Source organism: Nocardioides luti (assembly GCF_014212315.1).
Lineage (GTDB): Bacteria > Actinomycetota > Actinomycetes > Propionibacteriales > Nocardioidaceae > Nocardioides > Nocardioides luti.
The window spans coordinates 2,364,199-2,380,647 of sequence record NZ_JACKXE010000001.1 but is presented as its reverse complement, the minus strand read 5'-3'; the positions used below and the strand labels follow the sequence as shown (position 1 = coordinate 2,380,647).

The following is a 16,449-nucleotide window of genomic DNA, read 5'->3' as shown; positions in this document are numbered from 1 at the left end:
GTTCGGCAGGCCCCTCACGCGCCGTCGAGCGCGTGCAGCCTCTTGACCGTGGGCGACGTCGCGACCGTCGCCGGGTCCGGGTAGGTCCCGAACAGCCGGTCGGCGGTGCCGGCACTGGTGACGGTGAACCAGTAGTGCTCGTTCTTGTAGTGGTGCAGGCGGTGGTTGCGCCAGACCGACCGGTACCACCCCGACCGCGGCCGGTAGTCGCTGTGCACGAGGTAGTGCGTCCACTCGTAGCCGAGCTTGATCGCGTAGACCGACACCAGCAGCGACAGCGCGCCGGGCAGCGTGGGCAGCGCGAGCAGCGCCACGACGACGTACGCCGGGAGCAGCCAGCAGAGCGCCTGCCACGGGATGAAGACCAGCGGGATCTCGCGGGGGTCGGCGTGGTGCGCCCGGTGCTTGCGGGCCAGCAGCGAGTCGACCTGGACCGGGCCGACCCGGCGCGGGCGCCAGTGCAGGATCGCCACGTGGATCACCCACTCGATGACGGGGAAGGCCGCGAGCAGGGCCGCCGGGATCGCGAGCTCCCACCACGAGCCGCCGTCGTCGGCGATGAGGCCGACCGCGACGCGCGCGACGACGGCCGCGGTGAGGAAGGCGCCGATCATCCACGGCGACGGTGCCCGCAGGAAGGAGCGCCAGGCGGTGCCCAGCGAGACGTTCGTGCGGCGGCCGGGACCGGCGGCGCCGGTGATCCGCTGCTCGTCGGCGGCCAGCCGGTCGGCCGCCAGGGCCTCGACCTCGGGGGATGCCTTGGTCACGGGGTCTCCTCGAGGGTCGTGAGCGCGGTCAGCAGGCTGGTGGTGGCGGGTCGCAGGACCCGCTCGGCCGCGGCGCGGGCGGTGTCGGGGTCGCCCTCGCCGATGGCGGCGGTGAGCACGCGGTAGGCACCGACCTGGCCGACCTCCTCGGCCATCACCGGGGCGAGCGCCTCGATCGCGGGCTCGTAGGCCGTGCGCAGGCTGTTGAACATCAGGCGGAAGGTGATCGAGTCGGCGGCGTCGACCACCAGGTCCCAGTAGGCCAGCGCGTGGATCTGCCGGGCGACGTCGGCGTCCGGGCCGTCGGCGGCCGCGAGGGCGTCGACCACCTCGGTCAGGGGCGCCACCAGGGCCGGGCCGCCGCGCTGCGCGGCGAGGGCCGCGACGCCCGGGCCGATCACCAGGCGGGCCTCGAGGATGCTGCGCGCGACGCTCGCGTCCAGCACGCCCGAGCGCACCAGCAGCCGCGGGAGCAGGTCGAGGCCGGCGTACCTCCGGAAGTCGCGGACGGTCGTCGCGCCGCCGTGCCGGACGTCGAGCAGCCGGGTCTGCGCCATCCGCTGCAGCGCCTCGCGGACCGCCGGGCGCGAGACGCCGAGGACCTCGGCGAGCCGGCGCTCGCTGGGCAGCGCCTCGCCGGCCTCGAGCTCGCCGTCGACCACGCCGGCGAGCACCTGGTCGAAGACCTCGTCGGGGACCGAGCGGCGGGTCACGGGTTGCAGGGGCATGTGAGGGACCGTAGGACGAGCCCGGTCGGTGGTCAAGTGGTCAGACCAGTGGGCGGGACGACCGCGGCCGGTCCGATGAGGCGAGGTTCGTAGACTGGGGCGGTGCCCACCCTGCTCGCCCCGCGCTACTGGGCGGTGCACCTCCTCGCGCTGGTCCTGACCGCCACGGCGGTGGCCCTCGGCGTGTGGCAGTACGACGCCTGGCACGAGCGCCGCGTGGCCGCGGCCGTCGACCTGACCCACCTCGACCCGGTGCCGTTCACCAGCCTCCTGGGGCCCGACGACCCGTTCCCCGGCACGAAGATCGGCCAGCCGGTCGTGCTCGGCGGCACCTGGGTGCCGGGCGGGACGCTCTTCGTCTCGGGCCGCGAGCAGGACGGGACCTCCGGCTACTGGGTCGTCACGCCGCTCGCGATCACCGGGCCCGGCGACCCGGCCGTCCCGGTCGTCCGGGGCTGGGTCGCGGACCCCGCGGACGCCCCCGCGCCGCCGACCGGCGAGGGCGACTTCACCGGCTACCTCCAGGCACCCCAGGGCACGGGCGAGGCCGACCCCGACCCCTCCGACGACGTGCTGCCGCAGCTGCGGATCGCCGACGTGATCCAGCACGTCGACCAGGACCTCTACGGCGCGTACGTCGTGATCGCCGACGACCTGCCGGCGGGGGACTGGCCGACCGGGCCGACCGCGGTCAACGACGGCACGGCGGGGCTGGCGCCGGCCACCCTCGACCAGCTGCCCGACGCCGGCACCTTCACCGCGCTGCGGAACCTGCTCTACGCGATCGAGTGGTGGTTCTTCGGGGCGTTCGCGCTCTTCGTGTGGGTGCGCTGGATGCGCGACGAGCTGCACCCCCCGGTGCAGGAGACCCAGGCCACTCCGGCCGCGCCCGGTGAGGCGGAGCCCGCGGGCACCGCTGCGGACGGCCAGTAGTGTCGTCGGCGTGAAGAACCTGTTCAAGGCCTACCGCGTGCTGGCCCTCGTCGTGGGCGTCCTGCTCGCGTTCTGCGCCCTGGTCTCCCTGCCGTTGAAGTACCTCGCCACCGAGGGCTCCTCGCTCCAGCAGTTCGGCGAGAGCTCCGCGATCATGTGGGCCGTGCACGGGTGGGTCTTCATGATCTACGTCGTCGTCGCGTTCTTCCTCTCCCGCAAGGCGGGGTGGAGCGTGGCCTTCACGCTGCTGGCGCTGGTCGCCGGCCTGGTGCCGCTGCTGATCTTCTGGGTCGAGCACCGCGTCACCCAGCGGATGCGGGTCGAGCACCCCGAGCTGACCACCGCAAGCGCCGCCCACCCGTGACGACCGCGTTCGTCCTGGGTGGCGGAGGCGTCCTCGGCGCGGTCGAGGTCGGCATGCTGCGCGCCCTGTTCGAGCGCGAGATCGTCCCGGACCTGGTGCTCGGCACCAGCGTCGGCGCCCTCAACGGCGCGATGATCGCCCGCGACCCGTCCCTCGCGGTCATCGACCGCCTCACCGAGCTCTGGCGCGGCGCCAGCGAGAGCGGACGGGAGGTGTACGGCGACCGCGCGCTGCGGACCGTGCGCCGGGCGATGGCCACCGGCACCCACATCTACTCCGCCAAGCCGCTCAAGCAGCGGCTGGTCGAGGAGCTCGGCGACGTCACCTTCGAGGAGCTGCCGGTCCGTTTCCAGGTCTGCGCCGCCTCGATCGAGCGCGCCGCCGAGCACTGGTTCGACACCGGGAACGTCGTCGACGCGGTCGTCGCCAGTGCCGCCGTACCCGGTCTCCTGCCGCCGGCCCGCGTCGGCGAGGGCCACTACCTCGACGGCGGCATCGTGAACTCGATCCCGGTCGGCCGGGCCGTGCAGCTCGGCGCGACCCGGATCTTCGTGCTCCAGGTCGGGCGCGTGGACCGGGCGCTGAGCGTGCCGCGCCGGCCGTGGGAGGTCGCGCGGGTGTCCTTCGAGATCGCGCGCCGCCACCGCTTCCACCGCGAGATGGCCGAGCTGCCGGACACCGTCGAGGCGCACGTCCTCCCGGCGCGCGGCACCTCCTCGCGCGACGACTCCTTCTTCGGCACCCGGGACTTCTCCGGGGTGCAGCGCCGCATCGACGCGACGTACGACGCCTCGGTGGCCTTCCTCGACGAGCGGCTCGGACCGGTGGAGTGATCCGCGTCTTCAGGCGCGTCGTCGTCGCTCCCGCCGTGGTCCTGCTGACGGGACTGCTGTGGGTGACGCTACCGCTCTGGCTGATCGGGGCGGCCGCGCTGTCGCCGCTGCTCCCGGGCCGCTGGCGGGCGCTGCGGCTGCTGTGGGTCCTCATTCTCTACCTCACCTGCGAGGCGGTGATGCTGGTCGTGCTGCTGGGGCTGTGGATCGCCTCGGGCTTCGGGCGGAAGATGCGCACGCCGTACTTCGAGGGCATCCACTACGACCTGGTCCAGGGCGTGATGTGGGTGTTCTTCCGCGAGGCGCGGCGGGTGCTGCGGCTCTCGATCGCGACCGACGGGCCCACCCCGGACGCCCACCCGGGCCGGCCGCTGGTGGTCTGCTGCCGGCACGCGGGGCCGGGCGACTCGTTCGTCCTCATCCACGCGCTGATGCACTGGTACCGCCGCGAGCCGCGCGTGGTCCTCAAGGACACCCTGGCCTGGGACCCGATGATCGACGTCGTGCTGCGCCGGATCCCGGCCCGCTTCATCACTCCGAACCCCGGCCGCGGCGAGGACCTCGAGTCCCAGATCGCCACGCTCGCGAGCAACCTCGACGAGGACGACGCGTTCGTGATCTTCCCCGAGGGCGGCAACTTCACCCCGGCCCGTCGCCAGCGCGGCATCGACCGGCTGCGCAAGCTCGGTCTCGAGCGGATGGCGGTTCGGGCCGAGGCGATGACGAACGTCCTCGCCCCGCGCCCGGGCGGCCTGATCGCGGCGCTGGACGCCGCTCCCGAGGCCGACGTCGTGCTCGTGGCCCACACCGGGCTCGACCACCTGGCCTCGGTCGCCGACCTGTGGCGCGAGCTGCCGATGGACAAGCGGATCGTGATGCGCTGGTGGCAGGTGCCGCGGGCCGAGATCCCCGAGGGCCGCGAGGCCCGCATCGACTGGCTCTTCGGGTGGTGGGAGCAGATCGACGCCTGGATCGACGAGAACCGGCCGGAGGATCTCCCCTCCGGCCGGCTCAGGTGACGCTGTCCCCCGCGTAGGGGGAGGGTGCTACTTGCTCTCGTCCTTGCTGGGCGCGTCCTCGATCGAGACGACCTCGGCGGGCTCGTCCGGCGTCGTCACCGGGTGGGCCTCGTCGACCTGGTCGGCGAGCGCCTCGTCGGGCGAGGAGCCGGCCGGGTCGTCCACCGAGGCGGCGTCGGTCGCACCGGAGGCCGGAGCCGCCGGGGTGACGGGGGCGGCGGCCTGGGCCGGGGCCTTCGGGGCGGGAGCCGGGGTGGGGACGTACGACGACTGCCAGTTGTCCGCGGCCTTGTCGCCCTGCAGCTTCTTGGCGACGAACCCGGCCAGGCCGGCGAGACCCGCGAACAGCAGGATCTTCTTGAAGGTCGAGCCCTTCTTCTTCTGCGGCTTGCCCTGCAGCTCGGCGACCTTGGCGGCGGCGAGGTCGCGACCGACCGAGGCCTTGTCGGCCGCGTAGGCCGCACCGGCGGCGACGTACGGCGCCGCCTTCTCGCGGGCGTCGGCCAGGGCCGGGCCCGCCTTGTCGCGGGCGTCGGCGAGCGCGGGGCCGGCCTTCGCACGCGCGCCGGCGAGGGCCGGGGCGGCCTTGTCGCGGGCGTCGCTGAGGTAGGGCGCGGCCTTGTCCCGGGCGTCGTGCAGGAACGGCGTGGCCTTGTCGCGCGCGTCGCTGAGGTAGGGCGTCGCCTTGTCACGCGCGTCGGAGAGGTACGGCGTGGCCTTGTCGCGGGCGTCCGCGAGCACCGGGGCCGCCTTGTCGCGGGCCTCGGCGAGCAGGGGCAGCGCGCGCTCCTTGGCCTCCTTGGCGGCGTCCTTGGCGGCGTCGCGCGCGGTCCCGACCGCTGACTCGAGCTGCGGGCGGACGGCCTCGACGTAGTCGGACGCTTGGTCGATGAGGGTCTTCTTCTTGCGCAGGCCCATGGGCGTGACACTTCCTTCTCGTCGTGTGGCTTCCACTCGATCATGCCCGATGCCACCCCAGCCCGCGCGGGCGTCTTGTCCCGCGTGCGAGGATCGGGGGGCACGAACACGATCGACGTACCACCTCTGTACCCACCACACGCGAGAGGCAGTCATGGCTGACCAGCAGGCCATCTTGAAGACCACGCAGGGCGACATCACGATCAACCTGTTCCCGGACCACGCGCCGGCCACGGTCGAGAACTTCACCGGCCTCGCCGAGGGCACCAAGTCCTACGACGCCGGCAACGGCCGCAGCGGTCCGTTCTACGACGGCCTCGGCTTCCACCGGATCATCGAGGGCTTCATGATCCAGGGCGGCTGCCCCCAGGGCACCGGCACCGGCGGCCCCGGCTACACGTTCAAGGACGAGCCGCACCCCGAGCTCACCTTCGACAAGCCCTACCTCCTCGCGATGGCGAACGCCGGCCCCGGCACCAACGGCTCGCAGTTCTTCATCACCCTCGCCCCCACGACGTGGCTGAACTTCAAGCACACGATCTTCGGCGAGGTGGCCGACCAGGCCTCGCGCGACGTCGTCGACGCCCTCGGCAAGGTGGCCACCGGCCCCGGCGACCGCCCGAAGGACGCCGTCGGCATCGAGACCGTCGAGATCGTCCGCTCCTGAACGAGAACCAGGCTCCAGAGACTCCCGCAGCCGGGGTGCCGACGTGTTACCGGCACCCCGGCCGTGAGTCGTACATCCGGTGCCAGCGCTGCGACCGGTCGATCTGCCCGGACTGCATGCGCGACGCCGCCGTCGGCTTCCAGTGCCCGTCCTGCATCGCGGAGGGCCGCAAGTCCACGCGCAGCGGCCGGACGGCGTACGGCGGCCTCCGGCCGAGCAACGCCGGCATCACCTCGATGGTGCTCATCGGGATCAACGTCGTGGTCTGGCTCGCGATGCTCGCCACCGGCGGCGCCCGCAGCCGGCTGTACAACCTGCTCGCCCTCCTGCCCGAAGGCCGCTGCGTCCCGTCGGGCCAGCCGAGCGCCTACTTCCCGGGGATCAGCAGCGAGGCCGTCTGCAACGCCGCGCCCACCCGCGAGTGGGTGCTGGGCGTCAGTGACGGCGCCTACTGGCAGCTGCTGACCAGCGCGTTCGCGCACGTCGAGGTCTGGCACATCGGCTTCAACATGCTCGCCCTGTGGGTCCTCGGCCCCCAGCTCGAGCTCGCGATCGGGCGCGCGCGCTTCCTCGCGCTCTACCTGCTCTCCGCGCTGTCCGGCTCGGCGCTCGTCTACTGGGTCGCCCCCGGGGCCGGCTCCACGCTCGGCGCCTCCGGCGCGATCTTCGGCCTGATGGGCGCGCTGCTCGTGCTGGCCCTCAAGGTCGGCGGCCAGATGCAGCAGCTGCTGATCTGGATCGGCATCAACTTCGTGATCACGATCGCGATCCCCAACGTCTCCTGGCAGGGCCACCTCGGCGGCTTCCTCGGCGGCGTCGTCATCGCCGCCGTCCTGGTCTGGTCGCCCCGCCCCCGCCGCACGCTGTGGCAGTCCCTAGGCCTCGGCGCCGTCCTCGTGGTCCTCGTCGTGGCCGTGCTGCTCCGCACCGCCACCCTCGCCTGACGGCTGCGCCCGCCCGGGCCCGTCCGCCCGGGCCCGTCCGGGGCTGGGTGCGCCGGGCGTGGCGGCGCTGCCTGACGCTTCATCACGGGATGCAGGCGGAGTGGAGCTCCCCACGGCGAATTCACCGTGGGAAGCCGTGCTTCACCTGCATCCCGTGATGAAGCAGCCACCCGCCGGCGACCCCGCCAGCGCGCCGTCCCGCGACCCCGCCCGCACCCCGCGAGTTCTCCACACCTGTGGAATCACCTGTGGAGAACTACACCGATGTAGTTCTCCACAGGTTTGTCCCCAGATGTGCACAAACCGCCGGCCTCCCGAGGGAGACCGGCGGTCCGGTGAGCTGGCGCGCTACCGCGCGGAGGGGCGTGGAGTCGCCGTCACTCCCAGCGGGTGGCGAAGGTGAAGCCGACGGCCATGAAGGCGATGCCGACGAGCAGGTTGTACTGGCCGAGGTCGTTGAAGATCGCGACCCGGGAGACGTTGTCGCTGATGACGTAGAACGTGCAGATCCACAGCAGCCCGATGAGGAAGCAGCCGAGCATGCCGACGACCACGCCGCGGCCGCGGCCGAGCGGGGTGTCGGGGTGCGCCGCGACCATCAGGCCGATCATCAGGGCGCCGAAGCCGATGAGGTAGTTCCAGTTCTTCAGGTCCGCCATGAACGCCGGGCTGCCGGCCTTCGGGGCGGGGAGCACGGTCGGGTCGACCCGCACCACGAGGTAGTAGTAGGCGATCCAGGCGATGCCCAGCACCATCAGGGCCACGGCGACGATGAACCGCACCGAGAAGACGGGTCCGCGGACCGGGGCCAGCAGGTCCCGCTCCTTGGGCAACTTCGACTTGGCCACGATGGTGCTCCTCGGTTCGCGTGCGTGCGCCCGTGACGTGATGTCACAGGTCGCGGGCTACCTTAGTCGGCGTGACGCGCACGATCGACGAGCGGCCCGCCGGGGAGCACCCCGAGCACCACGCCGCGCCCAGCCACACCCGGCGCCCCCACCGCGCCTGGGGCCCCTGGCGGATCGGCACGCCCCTGGCGGTCCTGCTGTGCGGTGGCCTGTTCGTCGTCAGTGCCGAGAACAGCGAGGGCACCGACCTGCGACCCGGTCGCTACACCGACCTGGCGTCCCTGGTGAGCAACGAGGCGAGGACGTACGCCGGCCTCCAGCAGCGGGTCAAGGACCTCAACGCCGACGTCGCGATCCTGACGAACTCGGTGAACGACAAGGAGGTCAAGCGCTACCAGCGCAAGATCGAGCGCCTCAAGGACCCCGCCGGGCTGGTCCCGCGCTCCGGGCCCGGCGTCACGGTCACGCTCTCCGACGCGCCCGAGGACGTCATCAACTCCACCTCGCTCGACCTGAACTACCTCGTCGTGCACCAGCAGGACATCCAGGCGGTCGTCAACGCCATGTGGCAGGCCGGTGCGCGCGCGGTGACCGTCCAGGGCCAGCGGGTCGTGTCGACCACCGGCATCAAGTGCGAGGGCAACGCCGTGCAGCTGCAGGGCGTGCCGTACTCCCAGCCCTACGTCATCTCCGCCGTCGGTGACCAGGGCGCGCTGCTCACGGCGCTCGACGACGACGCCTACCTCAAGGTCTACCGCGAGCAGGCCGACAACCCCGAGATCTCCGTCGGCTACGACCTCGCCCTCGAGGACGAGATCACCGCGCCGGCGTACGACGGGCTCCTCGACCTCACCTACGCGACGCCGCTGCGCTGACCCGGCGCCGACCGGCGCCGTCCCCACCCCCCGGTCCGGGGACGGGACGGGGTCAGGGCGTCGGCGGCAGCGAGGTGGCGGGATCGCTCGGGGTCGCGGTGGGCGAGGTCGACTCGCTGGGCGAGGGGCTCTCCGAGGGCTTTTCGTACGACGACACCTGGATCGTGACGACGGTGCCCTGCTGGTCGGTCTGACCGGCCGGCGGGCTCTGCTTGATCACGGTGCCCTTGGGCTCGGTGGTGTCCGGCGTCTCGATCACGTCCGGGATGAAGCCGGCGTCGCGCAGCGCCTGCTCGGCCTGGGCCTGCTGCATGCCGACGACGTTCGGGATCTTCTCGGGGCCGTCGGAGTAGAAGATCGTGATCTCCGCGCCCTCCTCGACCTGGGTCCCGGCCGGCGGCGAGGTCGCCACGACCTGGCCCTTGGTCACGTCGGAGTCCCGCTCCTGCTGGGTCACCTTGAAGCCGGCGCTCTCGAGCACGGTCTTCGCGTCCTGCCGGGTCGACCCGACGACGGACGGCACGCTCACCTCGGGCTTGCCGAGCGAGACGACGAAGTCGACGGAGGCACCGGGGTCGAGGTAGAGGTCGCGGTCCGGCTCCTGGCTGATCACCCGCCCCTCCTTGACCGTGTCGCTGTTCTGAGGGTCGACGGTGCCCACCGACAGCCCGGCGTCGCCGATCGCGGCGCGCGCCTGCTTCTCGGTGAGCCCCACGATGCTCGGGACCTGGACCTGGTCGGGCGCGCTGTCGAACATCCGGGGCAGGAGGTACGCCGCCCCGCCGATCAGCAGCAGCACGAGCAGCCCGAGCACGACCCACAGGCCGGCGCGGCTGCGGTCCTCGTCCTCGTCGTAGACCGGGGTCCGGACGCTGGTGGCGTCCACCGGCACCGGGGCGACGGCGGGGACGACCTGGGTCGCGGCCGGCGGCTGCGGAGGCACGGTCGCGTGCACCGGGCGGCCGGCGAGGTAGCGCTCGATGTCGCTGCGCATCGCGGCGGCCGACTGGTAGCGGTCCTCGAGGCGCTTCGCGAGCGCCTTCATCACGATCGCGTCGATCTCGGGCGGCAGGTCGGTGTCGTGGTCCGACGGCGGCACGGCCGGCTCGCGGACGTGCTGGTAGGCCACCGCGACCGGGCTGTCGCCGACGAAGGGCGGGCGGCCGGTGAGCAGCTCGTAGAGCAGGCAGCCGGCGGAGTAGACGTCCGAGCGGGAGTCCACGGTCTCGCCGCGGGCCTGCTCGGGGGAGAGGTACTGCGCGGTGCCGACCACGGCCGCGGTCTGGGTCATCGTGGACGAGGCGTCGCTGATCGCGCGAGCGATGCCGAAGTCCATGACCTTGACGTCGCCGCTGGGCGTGAGCATCACGTTGCCGGGCTTGATGTCGCGATGGATGATCCCCGCGCGGTGGCTGTAGTCGAGGGCCGAGAGGACGCCGCTGCTGATCTCGAGGGCGCGCTCGGGCAGGATCTTGCGGCCCTCGCGGATGATGTCGCGCAGGGTCCGGCCGGCGACGTACTCCATCACGATGTAGGGCTGGGCGACCTCCGACCCGTCGGTCGACATCTCCTCGCCGGTGTCGTAGACCGCGACGATCGCGGGGTGGTTCAGCGAGGCCGACGACTGCGCCTCGCGGCGGAAGCGGGCCTGGAAGGTCGCGTCGCTCGCGAGGTCGGTGCGCAACCGCTTGACCGCGACGACCCGCCCCAGGCGGGTGTCGGTGCCCTTGCGGACCTCGGCCATGCCGCCGCGGCCGAGGAGCTCGCCGAGCTCGTACCGGCCACCGACGGTGGGCTGCTGGTTGCTCATCGCTGGTGCCTCTCCGTGCGGGGCTGCGGGGTGGGCGAGCCGCTGTCCCCGGCCTTCCCGGGGCTGGCCGAGGGGTCGGCCGCCGAGGCCGTGGCCGCCGGGGACGAGGCGGCGGGCGAGGACGCCGGCGGGGTCGTCGGCGTGGGGTCGGCGCTGGGCGTCACGCTCGGCGTCTCGGTCGGGGTGGGGGTCTCGCTCGGGGTCTCGGACGGCGTGGGCTTCTCGGAGGTCGGCGTCTCGGACGGCGTGGCCGACGACGACTCCTCGGTCGGCTCCGAGGTGGACTCCGACGGTGCGTCGCTGGTCTTGGGCGGCTTGGTCTTCGTGCGCGACTTCTGCGTGGGCTGGTCGGTCGGCGGGGCCTCGTCGGAGGCGTTGCCGAGCACGACGACCAGCACGACCGCGGCGATGATCGCCGCGACGATCACGCCGATGAGGAGCAGCCGGCCGCCGGCACCCCCACCGCCGCGGTGGTCGGACGGGGTCGGGGCGAGTGGCTCGGACGGGGTCGGCGTGGGGTCGGCGTACGGCGTGCCGGCGGCGGCGCCCGCACCGGCTCCGGCGAGGCCCGCTCCGGCGAGCCCGGCGGCGGCACCCGCACCGGCGACCGGCGGGACGCCCTGCATCACCTGGGTCTGCTCGCCGCCGTCGGCGGCGCCGACGATCTCGGTGGCGGCGGTCGAGGGGTCGCGCAGCGCGGCGCCGAAGGCGGCGGCGTCGGGGAACCGGTCGGCGGGGTTCTTCTCCAGCGCGTGCCGGACCACGGCGGCGAGGTCCGCCGGGACCGAGGCGGGCAGCGCGGGGATCGGGTCGTTGAGGTGGGCCAGCGCGGTGGCGATCGCGGTCTCGGCCTGGAAGGGACGCTGGCCGACGAGGCATTCGTAGGCGACGACGCCGAGCGAGTAGACGTCCGAGGCGGGCGTCGCGGCCTGGCCGCGGGCCTGCTCGGGGGAGAGGTACTGCGGGGTGCCCATCACCTGGCCGGTCTCGGTGAGCCCGAGGCCCTCGGCGGCGCGGGCGATGCCGAAGTCGGTGATCTTGACCTGCCGGTCGGGGGTCACCATCAGGTTGGCGGGCTTCACGTCGCGGTGGACGATGCCGGCGGCGTGCGCCGCGCCGATCGCGTCCGCGGCCTGGGCCAGCAGCTCGCGCACGGCCACGGGGTCGAGCGGCTCGCCCGAGCGCAGCAGCACCGACAGCGGCTGACCGTCGACGAGCTCCATCACGAGGTAGGGCTTCGGGGCGTCCGACCCGTCGGTCGCGGTCGACTCGCCGAAGTCGAAGACCCCGGCGACGTTGGGGTGGTGCAGCGACGCCGCGTGCCGGGCCTCGGTCTCGAAGCGCGAGCGGAACGACGGCTCGTCGGCGTACTCCGGCTTGAGCAGCTTGACCGCGACCTCGCGGCCCAGCACCGTGTCGGTGCCGCGCCAGACCTCACCCATCCCGCCCGTGGCGATCCGGGAGTCGAGGCGGTAGCGGCGCGCGTCGTCGGCGAACCGCTCGCTCACGGGTGCGTCGCTCACTGCAGGATCGCCTCCATCACGGCCTTGGCGATCGGGCCGCCGTAGACGCCGCCGGCGATCTCGTCGCGCGGGATGCCGGCCTTCTGGATCATCACGGCGACCGCGACCTGCGGGTCGTCGGCCGGGGCGAACGAGACGAACCAGGCGTACGGCGGCACGTTGTCCTGGCCGCTCTGGGCGGTGCCCGTCTTGCCGGCCACCTCGACGCCGGGGATCGCGGCCGGGTTGGCGGTGCCGTCGTCGACCGTGGAGACCATCAGCTTGGTGAGCTCGCTGGCCGTCGAGGCGGAGACCGCCTGCGACAGCTCGCTGGGCTCGGTCTTCTTGAGCACGTCGAGCTCGGGTGACTGCACCTCGTCGACGAGGTAGGGCTTCATCACGGTGCCACCGTTGGCGATCCCGGCCGCGACCATGGCCATCTGCAGCGGGGTGGCGGCCACTTCGTACTGACCGATGCCGGTCTGGGCGACGAAGGCCGGCGAGAGGTTCGGGTCGGTCGGGAAGGCCGACTCGGCCTGGGGCCCGAGGTCGTCGAGGTAGTGGCTGTTGAAGCCGAACGCCTCGGCCTGCTCGGCCATCTTCTCCGCACCGACCTCGTTGGCCAGCGCCGCGAAGGTGGTGTTGCAGGAGTTCTCCAGCGCCTGGGCGAAGGGGATCCGGCCGGTGCCGCAGTCGCGGCCCTCGTTGTCGATGACGTTGTCGGTCTGCGGCGGGGTGTACTCCGCGCCGCCGGGCACCTGCGAGCTGGCGTCGTAGTTGCCGCTCTCGATCGCGGCGGCCGCGGTGACGATCTTGAACGTCGAGCCGGGGGGCAGCCGGGTCTGGATCGCGCGGTTCAGCAGCGGCTCCGACGGGTCCTGGCTGAGCGCCTCGTAGCTCGAGGACACCGAGCTGAGGTCGTGGCTGGCCAGCTTGTTCGGGTCGTACGTCGGCAGCGAGACCATCGCGAGGATCTTGCCGGTCCGCGGCTCGAGGGCGACGACCGAGCCCTCGACGTCGCCGGGCAGCGCGGACAGGCCGTCGAAGGCCGCGGTCTGGGCGTCCGGGTCGATCGTCAGCTGGACGCTGCCGCCCTTGGACGCGTCGTTGCTGAGCAGGTCGACGAGCTTGGTGACGAACAGCAGCGAGTCGTCGCCGGAGAGCACGTCGTTCTGCTTCTGCTCGATGCCGGTCTGGTTGTAGTACGAGAAGAACCCGGTGATCGGGGCGTACTTGAAGGGCTGTGCGTAGGTGCGCTGGAACTTGTACTGGTCGTCGGACGGCTTGCTCTCCGCGACCGGGGTGCGGCCGACGAGGATCGCGCCGCGCTCGCGGGCGTACGACGCCACCACCACGCGCCGGTTGCGCGGGTCGTTGTCGAGGCTCGAGGCCTTGTAGTACTGCAGGTAGGTCGCGTTCAGCATCAGCGCCAGGAACAGCAGCAGGCAGAAGATCGAGATGGTGCGGATCGGCTTGTTCACTGGACCTTCACCACCTGGGTGGCCTCGGAGTCGGCCTCGGCGTCGTCGTCCGAGCCCGAGAGGTCGGGGACGGGGCGACGGGCCTGGTCGGAGATGCGGAGCAGCAACGCGATGATCACCCAGTTCGCGACGAGGGAGGAGCCGCCGTACGACAGGAACGGCGTGGTCAGACCGGTGAGCGGGATCAGGCTGGTGACACCGCCGATGACGACGAAGACCTGGAGCGCGAAGACGGCGGCCAGGCCGGTGGCGAGCAGCTTGCCGAAGCCGTCGCGGCACACCAGGGCCGCGCGCAGGGCGCGCTCGACGATCAGGCCGTAGCAGAGGATGACCGCGATGACGGCGGTCAGGCCGAGCTCCTCGCCGATCGAGCTGAGGATGAAGTCGGAGTTGGCGTAGGGCACCCGCTCGGGGCTGCCCTCGCCGAAGCCGCGGCCGATCAGGCCGCCCCAGCCCATGCCGAACATCGCCTCGACGGGCTGGTAGCTCAGCGCGCCGTGCTTGTCGTCGTAGTAGTAGAGCGGGTTCAGCCAGACGTTGACGCGGACCGCCACGTGGCCGAACAGCTCGTAGGCCAGCGCGGCGCCGCCGAGGAACATCGCGCTGCCGACGACCAGCCAGCCGGGGCGCTCGGTGGCGACGTACAGCGTCACGAGGAAGAGGCCGAAGAACAGCAGGCTGGAGCCGAGGTCGCGCTGGAAGACCAGGATGCCGAGGCTGACCAGCCACATGCCGAGGATCGGGCCGAGGTCGCGGCCGCGGGGCAGGTCGATGAAGACGACGCGGCGCCCCGCCAGGGCCAGGGCGTCGCGGTGCAGCACGAGGTAGCCCGCGAAGGCCACGACCAGCAGCACCTTCGCGACCTCGCCGGGCTGGAAGCTGAAGGGGCCGACGCCGATCCAGATGCGGGCGCCGTTGATGGTCTTGCCGAGGCCCGGGACCATCGGCAGCAGCAGGAGCAGGATCGCGCCGAGGCCGCTGGTGTAGGTGAAGCGCTGGAGGGTGCGGTGGTCGCGCAGGATGATCAGCGCGGCCACGAACAGCAGCACGCCGAGCGTCATCCAGATCAGCTGCTGCTGGGCGAAGCCGGACGGCGTGCTGTCGCGGCCGTCGGTCTCGTAGGCCAGGTCGAGCCGGTGGATGACGGCGAGGCCGAGCCCGTTGAGGGCGGCGACGACGGGGAGCAGCACGGGGTCGGCGTACGGCGCCACGACCCGGACCACGACGTGCGCGGCGATCACCAGGGCGGCCAGCCAGCCGCCGTACCCGACGATGTCGGCCGGGACCTTGCCCTCGACGCCGATGCCGACGGCGGCGTAGGCGCCCACGCCGACGAGCAGCGCGAGCACGAGCAGGAACAGCTCGGCGCCCCGCCGGCGGCGGTGCACGAAGCCCAGGAGGGTGGAGCTCTGGGCCATCAGCCGGTCCCCGTGTCGGTGCTGGAGGTGCCGGTGTCGGCGGACTGCTTGCCGGCGAGGTTCTCGACGGTCTTGCGGGCGTCGGCGAGGCTGCCGGCCTCGATGCCGTCGCGGACCGTGCCCGCGTCGTAGTCGGAGAGCCGGTCGAGCGTGACGTCGGTGGTCTCGTAGGGCTTCGACAGGGCCAGGCCCGGCAGGTCGGCGTTGACGCCCCGGAAGATCACGACCTCGCCGTCCTGGTCGCCGACGTAGTACTGCGTCTGGCTCCAGGTCCAGGCGGCCGCGCCGCCCATCCAGGCGATGCCGACCACGACGGCCAGCGCGAGCAGGCGCTTGAACCAGGTGAACCGGCGCGGCGGCTGCGGGGCGTAGCGCGCGGCCTCGGGGTCGATCGGGTCGTTGGAGATCGCGAACGGGACGTTGTCCGGCAGCGGGTCCTCGCCCGCGACCGGCTCGAGCTCCCCGGTGTCGCCGGCGCGGTGGCCGCGGAAGAGCCCGGCCTTGCCGCCGCGGGAGCGCTTGCGCAGCTCGGCGGCCGCGCCGACCAGCACCGGCTGGAGCTGCTCGTCGGGGGTGGCCGCGTCGACGACGTCCGCGACCAGGCAGGTCACGTTGTCGGAGCTGCCGGCCTCGAGGCTCGCGCGGACCAGCTCGACCGCGGCGTAGTCCGGGCTGCCGCCGCGCAGGATGTCGGCCAGCCGGCCGTCGTCCAGGACGCCGCTGGCGCCGTCGCTGCAGAGGAGCAGCCGGTCACCGGCGGCCAGCTCGACGTGGAAGAGGTCCGGCTCGGCCTCGTGGATGCCGTCGAGCGCCTTGAGGATCAGGTTGCGGTGCGGGTGCACGCGCGACTCGGGCTCGGTGATCCGGCCCTCGTCGATGAGCGACTGGACGAACGTGTGGTCCTTGGTGAGCTGGCTGATCGCGCCGTCGCGGAAGAGGTACGCGCGGCTGTCGCCGACGTGGCCCATCCCGAGGCGGGTGCCGTCGAAGAGAGCGACGGTCGCCGTGGTGCTGGTGCCGTTGAGCGAGGGGTCCTCGTCGACCAGCTCGCCGATCCGGTCGTGGGCGCGGTGCAGGGCGCCGGCCACCTGGCCCAGCAGGTCGTCGGTCGGGGGCTCGTCGAGCTTGCGGAGCTGCTGGACCGCGGTCGCGGAGGCGATGTCACCGCGCGCGGCGCCGCCGACACCGTCGCAGACCACGAGCACCCACGGGCCGACGTACCCGGAGTCCTGGTTGTCCTTGCGGACCCGGCCGACGTCGGAGATCGCCGCGAAGTCGAGGCGGAGGCCGCCGGCGGCCGCCGGAGCCTGCTCGTCCCGCTCCTGTCCGGACTGGGTCATCG

General features: G+C 72.7%; 16 protein-coding genes. 7 read left to right on the top strand and 9 right to left on the bottom strand.

Annotated features, from left to right (window positions below; translation table 11 throughout):
- Positions 1 to 14: 14 nt before the first annotated feature.
- The gene (locus tag H5V45_RS11375; RefSeq protein ID WP_185253023.1) at positions 15 to 767 is read right to left on the bottom strand and encodes a sterol desaturase family protein; all 753 of its coding nucleotides are present in this window, start codon (positions 765 to 767) and stop codon (positions 15 to 17) included.
- On the bottom strand, positions 764 to 1,495 hold the full coding sequence (locus tag H5V45_RS11370; protein ID WP_185253022.1) for a FadR/GntR family transcriptional regulator: 732 nt from the start codon (positions 1,493 to 1,495) through the stop codon (positions 764 to 766). Before H5V45_RS11370 ends, H5V45_RS11375 begins: the two co-directional genes overlap by 4 nt.
- Before the next feature lie 102 nt (positions 1,496 to 1,597).
- On the opposite strand from H5V45_RS11370, the gene H5V45_RS11365 reads away from it, so the two are divergent.
- Genes H5V45_RS11365 through H5V45_RS11350 form a run of 4 tightly spaced genes read left to right on the top strand, consistent with a single transcriptional unit; the run spans position 1,598 to position 4,644 of the window.
- Positions 1,598 to 2,428, top strand: coding sequence for an SURF1 family cytochrome oxidase biogenesis protein (locus tag H5V45_RS11365; protein WP_185253021.1), 831 nt, complete (start codon positions 1,598 to 1,600; stop codon positions 2,426 to 2,428).
- A gap of 10 nt (positions 2,429 to 2,438) precedes the next feature.
- On the top strand, positions 2,439 to 2,792 hold the full coding sequence (locus H5V45_RS11360; protein WP_185253020.1) for a DUF3817 domain-containing protein: 354 nt from the start codon (positions 2,439 to 2,441) through the stop codon (positions 2,790 to 2,792).
- A complete protein-coding gene (locus H5V45_RS11355; RefSeq protein WP_185253019.1) occupies positions 2,789 to 3,625 on the top strand; it encodes a patatin-like phospholipase family protein in 837 nt (278 codons plus the stop codon). Before H5V45_RS11360 ends, H5V45_RS11355 begins: the two co-directional genes overlap by 4 nt.
- Positions 3,622 to 4,644 (top strand): 1-acyl-sn-glycerol-3-phosphate acyltransferase, encoded by a 1,023-nt coding sequence (locus H5V45_RS11350; protein ID WP_185253018.1) that lies wholly within the window; start codon positions 3,622 to 3,624, stop codon positions 4,642 to 4,644. Before H5V45_RS11355 ends, H5V45_RS11350 begins: the two co-directional genes overlap by 4 nt.
- Positions 4,645 to 4,671: 27 nt before the next feature.
- Here the strand turns inward: H5V45_RS11350 and H5V45_RS11345 are convergent, their stop codons facing one another.
- Positions 4,672 to 5,562 (bottom strand): hypothetical protein, encoded by an 891-nt coding sequence (locus H5V45_RS11345; protein ID WP_185253017.1) that lies wholly within the window; start codon positions 5,560 to 5,562, stop codon positions 4,672 to 4,674.
- A 154-nt stretch (positions 5,563 to 5,716) separates the two neighbouring features.
- Here H5V45_RS11345 and H5V45_RS11340 point away from each other — a divergent pair, with 154 nt between their 5' ends.
- Both H5V45_RS11340 and H5V45_RS11335 read left to right on the top strand, forming a co-directional pair.
- On the top strand, positions 5,717 to 6,229 hold the full coding sequence (locus tag H5V45_RS11340) for a peptidylprolyl isomerase (protein ID WP_185253016.1): 513 nt from the start codon (positions 5,717 to 5,719) through the stop codon (positions 6,227 to 6,229).
- A gap of 116 nt (positions 6,230 to 6,345) precedes the next feature.
- Complete coding sequence (locus tag H5V45_RS11335) at positions 6,346 to 7,173, top strand: rhomboid family intramembrane serine protease (protein WP_246415895.1); 828 nt, start codon at positions 6,346 to 6,348, stop codon at positions 7,171 to 7,173.
- Between the two features lie 377 nt (positions 7,174 to 7,550).
- Here H5V45_RS11335 and H5V45_RS11330 read toward each other — a convergent pair whose 3' ends face one another.
- On the bottom strand, positions 7,551 to 8,021 hold the full coding sequence (locus H5V45_RS11330; protein ID WP_185253015.1) for a cell division protein CrgA: 471 nt from the start codon (positions 8,019 to 8,021) through the stop codon (positions 7,551 to 7,553).
- Between the two features lie 71 nt (positions 8,022 to 8,092).
- On the opposite strand from H5V45_RS11330, the gene H5V45_RS11325 reads away from it, so the two are divergent.
- Positions 8,093 to 8,896 carry a DUF881 domain-containing protein gene (locus tag H5V45_RS11325; protein WP_185253014.1) on the top strand — a complete coding sequence of 268 codons (804 nt, stop codon included), beginning with the start codon at positions 8,093 to 8,095 and terminating at the stop codon, positions 8,894 to 8,896.
- Between the two features lie 52 nt (positions 8,897 to 8,948).
- Here H5V45_RS11325 and pknB read toward each other — a convergent pair whose 3' ends face one another.
- From pknB to H5V45_RS11300, 5 genes are read right to left on the bottom strand one after another with little or no spacing between them, the layout of a single operon-like run.
- Positions 8,949 to 10,706, bottom strand: a complete 1,758-nt coding sequence (pknB, locus tag H5V45_RS11320; RefSeq protein WP_185253013.1) for a Stk1 family PASTA domain-containing Ser/Thr kinase — start codon at positions 10,704 to 10,706, stop codon at positions 8,949 to 8,951.
- Entirely contained in the window at positions 10,703 to 12,229 is a 1,527-nt protein-coding gene (locus H5V45_RS11315; RefSeq protein ID WP_185253012.1) for a protein kinase domain-containing protein, read from the bottom strand. The genes pknB and H5V45_RS11315 overlap by 4 nt, the downstream gene beginning before the upstream one ends.
- A complete protein-coding gene (locus H5V45_RS11310) occupies positions 12,226 to 13,689 on the bottom strand; it encodes a penicillin-binding transpeptidase domain-containing protein (RefSeq protein WP_185253011.1) in 1,464 nt (487 codons plus the stop codon). Before H5V45_RS11310 ends, H5V45_RS11315 begins: the two co-directional genes overlap by 4 nt.
- Positions 13,686 to 15,107: an FtsW/RodA/SpoVE family cell cycle protein gene (locus H5V45_RS11305; RefSeq protein WP_185253010.1), complete on the bottom strand. Its 1,422-nt coding sequence runs from the start codon at positions 15,105 to 15,107 to the stop codon at positions 13,686 to 13,688. Before H5V45_RS11305 ends, H5V45_RS11310 begins: the two co-directional genes overlap by 4 nt.
- The gene (locus H5V45_RS11300; RefSeq protein WP_185253009.1) at positions 15,107 to 16,447 is read right to left on the bottom strand and encodes a PP2C family protein-serine/threonine phosphatase; all 1,341 of its coding nucleotides are present in this window, start codon (positions 16,445 to 16,447) and stop codon (positions 15,107 to 15,109) included. The genes H5V45_RS11305 and H5V45_RS11300 overlap by 1 nt, the downstream gene beginning before the upstream one ends.
- Positions 16,448 to 16,449: the final 2 nt, after the last annotated feature.

Excerpts from the sequence above, each read along its gene's own strand:
- H5V45_RS11370 (WP_185253022.1), bottom strand. The coding sequence starts at position 1,495 with ATGCCCCTGCAACCCGTGACCCGCCGCTCGGTCCCCGACGAGGTCTTC.
- H5V45_RS11305 (WP_185253010.1), bottom strand. The coding sequence starts at position 15,107 with ATGGCCCAGAGCTCCACCCTCCTGGGCTTCGTGCACCGCCGCCGGCGG.
- H5V45_RS11345 (WP_185253017.1), bottom strand. The coding sequence starts at position 5,562 with ATGGGCCTGCGCAAGAAGAAGACCCTCATCGACCAAGCGTCCGACTAC.
- H5V45_RS11335 (WP_246415895.1), top strand. The coding sequence starts at position 6,346 with ATGCGCGACGCCGCCGTCGGCTTCCAGTGCCCGTCCTGCATCGCGGAG.
- H5V45_RS11340 (WP_185253016.1), top strand. The coding sequence starts at position 5,717 with ATGGCTGACCAGCAGGCCATCTTGAAGACCACGCAGGGCGACATCACG.
- pknB (WP_185253013.1), bottom strand. The coding sequence starts at position 10,706 with ATGAGCAACCAGCAGCCCACCGTCGGTGGCCGGTACGAGCTCGGCGAG.
- H5V45_RS11300 (WP_185253009.1), bottom strand. The coding sequence starts at position 16,447 with ATGACCCAGTCCGGACAGGAGCGGGACGAGCAGGCTCCGGCGGCCGCC.